This window comes from Pseudomonas emilianonis, assembly GCF_023072625.1.
GTDB classification, from domain to species: Bacteria; Pseudomonadota; Gammaproteobacteria; order Pseudomonadales; family Pseudomonadaceae; genus Aquipseudomonas; species Aquipseudomonas paraveronii.
The window spans coordinates 1-6567 of record NZ_JAKNRV010000296.1 but is presented as its reverse complement, the minus strand read 5'-3'; the positions used below and the strand labels follow the sequence as shown (position 1 = coordinate 6567).

Genomic DNA, 6567 nt, shown 5'->3' with positions numbered 1-6567 from the left:
GGCAACTGCTCGAAGAGCACAGCTCGGCGGGGTGTTTGCAACACCATTACGACGAATTGGGCAACCTGACTCAAACCCACTTGCCTGACGGACGCTGGCTCAATCGCCTGTACTACGGCAGCGGCCATCTGCATCAGCTGAATCTCGACGGCCACGTCATCAGCGACTTCGAACGCGACCGCCTGCACCGCGAACTGCAACGCACTCAGGGTCAACTCAGAACAAATACCGACTATGACCGCAGTGGCCGGGTCCGCTCACGCAAGCGTCGCAGCATCGACCAACCGTGGCAGTTGCCGACATTGGTCGAAACCCACTACAGCTACGACCCCAGCGACAACCTGATCGGACGCCGCCGTACCGACCGCCAAGAGCACCTGGCCTACGACAGTAGCGGACGTATCCTCGTCAGCCAACAAATAGGCCGGATCGAAACCTATGCCTACGATGCGGCAGCCAACCTGCTCGACGGGCCACAACAAGGCGGCCTGGTACGGCATAACCGGCTGCTGACGTATCAAGACAAGCGCTATACCTACGACGCTTTGGGGCGAATGGTTGAAAAGCGTAGCGCTGTGCGAGGTGTGCAGCGTTTTGCCTACGACGCCGAAAGCCGGTTAGTTGAAGTACGCAATGACAACGGCAGCGTGGTCAGGATGGCCTACGACCCGCTGGGTCGGCGCATTGAAAAAACTGAACACGGCAGCGATGGCTGTCCGCTGGGCGAAACCCGGTTCACCTGGGATGGCCTACGGTTGTTGCAGGAGCATAAACACAGTCAGACCAGCCTCTATCTCTACGATGGCGACAGTTACGAGCCTCTTGCCAGGGTCGACGGTAACGGTGAATACCAACGCGTGCGGTATTACCACAACGACCTGAACGGCTTGCCGGAGCAACTCACCGAGGCCGACGGCCATGACGTCTGGCGAGCGACTTATCGGGTGTGGGGCAACACGCTGGAGGAGGTGCGGGAGCCTTACTTCATTGAAGAGCAGAATTTGCGGTTTCAGGGGCAGTATCTGGATCGGGAGACTGGGCTGCATTTTAATACGTTTAGGTTTTATGATCCCGATATAGGTCGCTTCACGACCCCAGATCCCATTAGCCTGGTCGGAGGATTCAACCTTTATCAGTACGCGGTGAATCCAACAGGGTGGTTTGACCCGTGGGGGCTCTCAGCCTGCGCGCCGACGCACCACATCGCCACCAATAAACATGCGAAATGGACCCCTAAATACCGCGTGCTGTTTGAGAAAAATGGGTTGGGTAAATTCAAAAACGGCAAGTCTCGCAAAGACGTCCTCAATGACCCACTCAACAAAGTAGACGTGCCTGGGCACAAAGGCCCACACCCTAAGAACATGCATGCAGAAATTCATAAACGGTTGAAAAGCGCCAGCAGAAAAGGGCAGGATCAGTTTAAAGCGGAGCTCGCAGAGCTTAGAAAGGAAGCATTGGACCCCACCTCAACCCTTAACAAGATTTTGAGGAAAGTCGACTTATGAATTACTTCAAACTCAATCCGAATGTCGCCAGTAAAAAGTGGGAAGGTTATGTAAACCTCGGAGAGCTTATTTACAAGGGAGAGGAAGTAGATGATGTTGAACTGTCCAATAGCCGAAAGCCTTGCACGATGAGGCCTCTGCACTATGACATTCTTGCCGCCGGAAAAACCGCTCCGGTCAATACCATCGGATCGGACTTTTTTGTATTCGATGAATCTCTTGAGGGGCTGGATAACCTCGCCGCAGAGAACGTGCAATATCTGCCTATCACTCACGAAAGCCAAAAAGTACGTTACCGACTCTTGCATGCCTACCATCATGTTGACTGCGTCGATTGGGCGTTATCCAAGTACGAAGCCTGGCCCGAAGAACATGTGGTCAAAGAATGGCAGAATCCAAGAGGTCGTTTCTTTTTTGAGCCAGTACTGATCGCAGAAGAAATCCCTGAAACTGCTGAGGTCTTTCGTTTGGAAGGCTGGGGGGGGGCGTTCAACATCATCATTGGCGAAGCGTACAAAGAGAAATTACTCGCCCTTGATTTCGATCACTCTTTTTTGGAGTTTCACCTCATCACGCTCGTGTGATGGAAACGTCTTCACACCTTCGCATCAACAGGTGTGCTCCCACATCGATAAGGTCAATTAGCGATGAAAGACATAATTTCAAGCATTGAGAAACTCTCAACAGATCCTAAAAAGGTCAATGAATCACACAGAGCCAAACGGGACAGATTTATTTAGTATTTTCGAACCGATGAAAATCCGTTTTAAAAAGGCCCTGAATCAACGATTCAGGGCCTGTTCAATTCGGGCTTTATTCCGCCGGCGGGTTCAGCAACTCGGACAGCGCGTCCGGTTGGCTCTTGAATGCCTTGGCAAAGACATCGCGGTTTTTCGCCATGTAGATCCCGGCCTCTTCAACCTGCTGCTCGCTCAACGACGGCACGGCTTTTTGCAACACTTCTGCGAGCAACTCAGCGAGTTCAAGCATCTTGTCATGACGGTCAGCTTCGGCTTTATCCATGAACAAACGCTCCAGATCTCGGCTGCTGCGGTATACCACTTCGACGGCCATTCACCACCTCACATGCCTTCACGATAGTTGTCTTTTGCGACTACTGTATTTATATACAGCTAAAAGGGTAAGCCAAACCGTGGGGTTTGGGTAGCAGTTTTTTAATGTAGCCCGGAAATACAGGTTTGGAGTGCCTCATGTCACCCCGCCATCATCTTATACCTGCCGCTGGCCTTTTTTCTGCATGCAGAACAACCGTCACGTCCAACCCGCATTATCCGGTCGAGCCGACCTAAGGAAGCATCATCGTGAAAATCAATTGGGCCGAAAAGCTGCGTCAGAATGTCCACGGGCTGGCCGAGTCTCTGGGTAATCTGTTTGTCGAGACGTTCCACTACCTGGCGTTGTTCGCCATCGGCGCGGTGACTGCCTGGGCGGCGGTGATGGAGTTTCTGGGGATGCTGGAGAACGGGCACATCAAGATCGATGACATCTTGCTGTTGTTCATCTACCTGGAATTGGGCGCCATGGTCGGGATTTACTTCAAGACCAACCACATGCCGGTGCGCTTCCTGATCTACGTGGCGATCACCGCGCTGACGCGTCTGCTGATCTCCAACGTGTCCCACCACAACCCGCCGGACATCGGCATCATCTACCTGTGCGGCGGGATTCTGTTGTTGGCGTTCTCGATTCTGGTGGTGCGCTATGCGTCGTCGGCGTTTCCGTCGGTGAAGGTGCAAGGCCCGCACCGCAAGGGCGAGAGCCTTGAAACAGAGAAAGGTGAGCTTTAAAGCCTGACGCTGAAGGGTAGGGGACGGGCGGGCGGTCGCTGCAACAGTTTGTGACTGTCCCCGTCCGTCATCACCGTCAGGATTTCCATGGCGCTGTGGCCCTGTTCGATGGCAATCCCGAACTGGATGCTTTGCACCAGGCGCTTGAGCCGTTGCGGGTCGTTGCGTTGTTCGGCGCTGATCATGCGCTTGGCCACCACGCCCTGCTCATTCGAGAGGGTCAGCATGATGCTGCCATCCAGCCGCTGGATGCTCAGGTTGACTCGGTATTGTGGGGTGAAGGTGTCGGTGATGATCTGAAAAGGGTTGTCCATGGTGCGTTACCGCCTGATAAGAACATGCAGTCATTGACGACCGGCGTCTGGATTAGTTCGCGTTGCCTGACCACCGGCCACTCCGTCGCTGAGGGTTCACAACTTCCGTTTGCCTCATGAGCTGTACAGCAAGGGGCGTGCCGTACAGCGACCTGCCTGACGCTGGAATGCACCTGTGGAGGGGCGCTCGCCCGCGATTGCGGTGGATCAGTTGATGAATTCGTGGCTGGGCGAGCGCAATCGCGGGCAAGCCCCCTCCCACATGGGGTGGCGTCGTGCTTTGTTTCAGGGCAGTCACGAGAAAGCGGTGCACGATGGGCTGGCGGGGAAGCGGGGATTTTTCGCGGGTGGCACCCGTGGGCACAGCGGTAATGACGAAGATGGTGGGGCGTAAGAAGATGTAACTAACTCCCCACCCTACCAGCGTTTTTGCTTGTAGTCAGGGTTAATTTGTAATGTGGGATTTATCTTTGCAAAGGGGTTGAATTGTTTCTCTGACTGCTCAATTGTGTAATCAAGAGGTCATGGTTTCACCACCCCGGTGTTGCAGTTTGTGACCTCTCACGAGCTAGCTGAAATAAGGGAAGAACTATGCAAATCCAAGTCAATAGCGATAACCATATCGAAAGCAGCATCCGACTGGAGGAGTGGGTACGTAATACCATTGAAAGCACGCTCGAACGTTATGACGAAGACCTGACCCGCGTTGAGGTCTACCTGCGGGATGAGAACGGCGACAAGCCCGGTCCCCACGATTTAAGCTGCCGCCTGGAAGCACGGCCAAAGGGCCATCAACCGCTTTCGGTGCTGCATAAAGCCGATACCCTGGAACAGGCGATCGACGGTGCAGCGATCAAGCTGGACCATGCGTTGGAACATCTGTTCGGCAAACTGCAAGGCAAGCCACGCGCTGCTGCGAAAAATGTGCCGGCCAACAAAGTGAATGATGACGCGCTTGAAGAGGAATTCCTGGAAAACGAAAACGCTGCAATTAACAGCTGACAGTTTTTTCATTCCCTACTGAGAACGGGCCTGCAGATGCAGGCCCGTTTTTGTTTATCTGCCGCGTCGGAAGAAATACCGGCTCAACAGCGCCAGCCCGCAAGCCCCCACGCCCGCAAACAGCATCGCCCAACCGGCGCCATGGCGTAGCGCCGCCTGGGCATCCGGACGCGCCAGGCCCATTGATGTCAGCCCCTCCAGCTTGCCCGCTGCAATGTTCTGACTGATGGCGGGCCAATCCAGTGCGGTGGTGGCCGGCAACACTTCGGCCAGTTGATGGCTGATCCCCAGCAAGAGCACCAGGCCCATCAGCGCGATATTGACCGCCAGGGTGATCAGCCGCGCACTGAGGTCGATCCCCGAGGCCATGCCCGCACGATCCGCCGACACCGAACCGGTGGTGGTGTTGGTGGTCGGTGAGTTGGTCAGCGCCAAGCCCACGCCGGCCATCGCGCAACTGAACAGCACCAGCACGATGCTTGGATGCGCGGCGCCATTGGCGGCGGCCATGGCCATAAAGCCCGTGCCCATCACCCCCAGACCCAAAGGGATGATGCGTTCGGCGCCGTAGCGCAGGGCCAGGCGCTCGGCCAGCGGCGGTACCAGCAAGGTGGGCAGGGTATAGGCGAGCAGGGCGCCGCCGGTGGTCAGGGTGTCGTAGCCCAGACCTGCCTGGAAGTACAACGGCAGGTAGATCATGAACGGCCAGAAGCTGAAGTTCATGCCGATCGACCCCATCAACGCGCCGTTGAAGCGTTGGAGGCGAAACACCGAGAAGTCGAACATCGGATGGGAGCTGCGCCGCTCAATGAAGACGAACAGCAGCAGCGCGGCCAGCGACAAGCCTGCCCAGCCGAGCATGGCCGGTGCGCCAAAGCCGTTCTCGGTGCCTTGGGTGATGAAGTAAACCAGCGCAAACACCGACAGCGTCAAGGTGACCATGCCGGCGATATCGAGGCGATTGCCGGCTGGATCGCGCGACTCCTGCACGCTGACATGCAGCAGCACCAGGGTCAGCAGCGTGAGCGGCACATGCACGAGAAACACCCAGCGCCAGTCCGCAACTGCCAGGATCAACGCCCCAACCATCGGTCCGAAGCCCAGGCCCAGGCCCGCAATCACACCCCACACCGCGAATGCCCGCGCCCGCGCCGCCGGCTCACGGAACTGGTGCGACAAAATCGCGAACTGGCAGATCATCATCGCCCCGGCACCCACGCCCTGGACGAAACGCGCCCCGATCAGCAGGGACGCGTCTTCGGCCAGCCCACAGGCCAGCGAGGCCAGGCCGAACAGCCACAGGCACAGCACCAGCATGCGTCGCCGGCCAAAGCGGTCGGCCAGCGTACCGGCAGCCATCAGCACGCTGGTGCAGGCCAGGGTGTAGGCGTTCATGATCCATTGGGCATCCTGGAAACCGGTGCCCAGTTGCTGTTCCAGCGTGGGCAGGATCACCGGCACGCTGGAGATTTCCAGGCCGAACATCAGCGCCACGAGGCACACGGCGGTGAGGGCGAGCGCGTTTCTGGCGGAGCTTGATGGGCTGACAGTCGATACAGCGACGGCGGGAGGCATGGGGTCTTCCTTTCGAGAGGGGGAGCGTGCCATTCTCGCGGGAAGTGGATTCTTTATTCGTGACAAGTTTTCATTCAATCAGGGAATTAAAGGCGACAATTACAGCATGGCCACCCCACGTTTTGATGGCGTTGAACTCTTTCTGCAGATCGTCGAGAGCGGCAACCTGACCGAAGCCGCCGAACGGCTGAACCTCACCCGTTCGGCCGTGGGCAAAGGCTTGGCACGACTCGAGGCACGCCTGGGCACGTGCCTGTTGCAGCGTTCCACCCGCCGCCAGCGGTTGACCGAGGACGGGCAGGCCTATTACGAGCATTGCCTGCGCGCGCTGGCCGAGCTGGAAGCGGCCGAATCGGTGCT

General features: G+C 57.0%; 8 protein-coding genes. 5 read left to right on the top strand and 3 right to left on the bottom strand.

Features of this window, described 5'->3' with window-relative positions; translation table 11 throughout:
• Positions 1-1508: RHS repeat-associated core domain-containing protein (locus tag L9Z73_RS22950; RefSeq protein WP_247405851.1), on the top strand; the 1508-nt coding region annotated here is incomplete at its 5' end.
• Positions 1505-2092 (top strand): hypothetical protein, encoded by a 588-nt coding sequence (locus L9Z73_RS22945; protein WP_247405848.1) that lies wholly within the window; start codon positions 1505-1507, stop codon positions 2090-2092. The genes L9Z73_RS22950 and L9Z73_RS22945, both read left to right, overlap by 4 nt.
• A gap of 229 nt (positions 2093-2321) precedes the next feature.
• Here L9Z73_RS22945 and L9Z73_RS22940 read toward each other — a convergent pair whose 3' ends face one another.
• Entirely contained in the window at positions 2322-2582 is a 261-nt protein-coding gene (locus L9Z73_RS22940) for a YebG family protein (RefSeq protein WP_010564043.1), read from the bottom strand.
• Between the two features lie 248 nt (positions 2583-2830).
• Between L9Z73_RS22940 and L9Z73_RS22935 the strand changes: the two genes are divergently transcribed.
• Positions 2831-3316, top strand: a complete 486-nt coding sequence (locus L9Z73_RS22935; protein ID WP_247405845.1) for a phosphate-starvation-inducible protein PsiE — start codon at positions 2831-2833, stop codon at positions 3314-3316.
• Here L9Z73_RS22935 and L9Z73_RS22930 read toward each other — a convergent pair.
• On the bottom strand, positions 3313-3630 hold the full coding sequence (locus tag L9Z73_RS22930; protein WP_247405842.1) for a DUF3509 domain-containing protein: 318 nt from the start codon (positions 3628-3630) through the stop codon (positions 3313-3315). The genes L9Z73_RS22935 and L9Z73_RS22930 overlap by 4 nt on opposite strands.
• Positions 3631-4221: 591 nt before the next feature.
• Between L9Z73_RS22930 and L9Z73_RS22925 the strand changes: the two genes are divergently transcribed.
• The gene (locus tag L9Z73_RS22925; protein ID WP_247405840.1) at positions 4222-4632 is read left to right on the top strand and encodes an HPF/RaiA family ribosome-associated protein; all 411 of its coding nucleotides are present in this window, start codon (positions 4222-4224) and stop codon (positions 4630-4632) included.
• Positions 4633-4686: 54 nt separating this feature from the next.
• Here L9Z73_RS22925 and L9Z73_RS22920 read toward each other — a convergent pair whose 3' ends face one another.
• Positions 4687-6207: an MFS transporter gene (locus L9Z73_RS22920; protein WP_247405838.1), complete on the bottom strand. Its 1521-nt coding sequence runs from the start codon at positions 6205-6207 to the stop codon at positions 4687-4689.
• Between the two features lie 106 nt (positions 6208-6313).
• Here L9Z73_RS22920 and L9Z73_RS22915 point away from each other — a divergent pair.
• A partial coding sequence (locus L9Z73_RS22915; protein WP_247405836.1) for a LysR family transcriptional regulator occupies positions 6314-6567 on the top strand: 254 nt, incomplete at its 3' end.

Bases quoted from the DNA above. Each gene is read 5' to 3' on its own strand.
- L9Z73_RS22920 (WP_247405838.1), bottom strand. From the start codon at position 6,207: ATGCCTCCCGCCGTCGCTGTATCGACTGTCAGCCCATCAAGCTCCGCC.
- L9Z73_RS22945 (WP_247405848.1), top strand. From the start codon at position 1,505: ATGAATTACTTCAAACTCAATCCGAATGTCGCCAGTAAAAAGTGGGAA.
- L9Z73_RS22925 (WP_247405840.1), top strand. From the start codon at position 4,222: ATGCAAATCCAAGTCAATAGCGATAACCATATCGAAAGCAGCATCCGA.
- L9Z73_RS22940 (WP_010564043.1), bottom strand. From the start codon at position 2,582: ATGGCCGTCGAAGTGGTATACCGCAGCAGCCGAGATCTGGAGCGTTTG.
- L9Z73_RS22930 (WP_247405842.1), bottom strand. From the start codon at position 3,630: ATGGACAACCCTTTTCAGATCATCACCGACACCTTCACCCCACAATAC.